The following is a 1008-nucleotide window of genomic DNA, read 5'->3' as shown; positions in this document are numbered from 1 at the left end:
TCTAAAAAGGATGGCTCCTGTACAATACAGAAACCATCTCTTAGCTGCTTAATCTCTTTTTTTAGTTTGTCCTTGACTTAGGTACCACATTAAAATGTTTCTATCTTTTATTGATTATTTACAGCAGGAATTGAAAATCGAACATGCTTATGTCTCTATTATGTATGATAATAGAAATGAAATATGGAATAAACACTATTAAAAAATCGTAAAAGTCACATTAGCGTAGATTTTACGCAACATGGATGGCTAACGGGCCAGAATAATTGAGTTAGGTTTGGAAACAATATCCCTAAAAAAGGGTTGAGAAAATGAAAAAAATAGTCCTTGTTGTCTTACTTTTGTTATTTTCCTTTGGTGCTGTTGAGAAATTATCTGCTGAAGATACTTTTGAAGTCAATGAACGGCAAAAATTATCAATAAAGCAAGCGATTGAAATAGCATATCCTCCTGCTTTGAAATGGAATGAAGATGCTAAATTATTACAGGCAATAAATATAGATTTGGATAAACCAGGGAAGTCAATTGGAAGTAACGGTAAAAGAAAACATTGGAACATTTCATTTGGAGTACCAGAAACTAATAAGTATTTCTTAGTTACCATTCACGATGGAAAAATTGATATGGTCAATGATCTCACAGTATAAAAGTTGGTGGTATTTATCCTGGTAAAGATTGGGCTAAAGGTTATAATTTTATGCTTAGAAAAGATACAGAGAGAAATATTAACCTGCTTTTAGTGATAGGTTGGAACAGTGATCAGAAAAAAATGAAAGCTGCGGGCTTTAATGCTTCAACAGGAGAATACATTGAACCTAATCTGTAAGTTTCACTCCTTATTAAGCTAACGGGGTGCTTTACTTGAAGAACATTGAGTTGCATATGCAGCTCTTTTTTTCTTTAGTGAACTAACGGAGCAGCATTCCTGTTTGAAGGATGTTCGAGGTCTTGAAAGAAAAGGAGCCCTCTAGTATGATGCATGAGTGTCAACGACCATTGACCCATCAT

General features: G+C 33.9%; 2 protein-coding genes. Both read left to right on the top strand.

All coding sequences use genetic code 11. The features are described from left to right. Nucleotides 1–311: 311 nt before the first annotated feature. Entirely contained in the window at nt 312–647 is a 336-nt protein-coding gene (locus tag ACIQZG_RS24540) for a hypothetical protein (RefSeq protein ID WP_402758766.1), read from the top strand. Between the two features lie 50 nt (nt 648–697). After that, nucleotides 698–826, top strand: coding sequence for a hypothetical protein (locus ACIQZG_RS24535; protein ID WP_402758764.1), 129 nt, complete (start codon nt 698–700; stop codon nt 824–826). Nucleotides 827–1008 lie beyond the last annotated feature (182 nt).

Source organism: Lysinibacillus sp. NPDC096418 (assembly GCF_044762775.1).
GTDB lineage: Bacteria > Bacillota > Bacilli > Bacillales_A > Planococcaceae > Lysinibacillus.
This window is presented reverse-complemented; position numbering and strand designations above follow the sequence as displayed.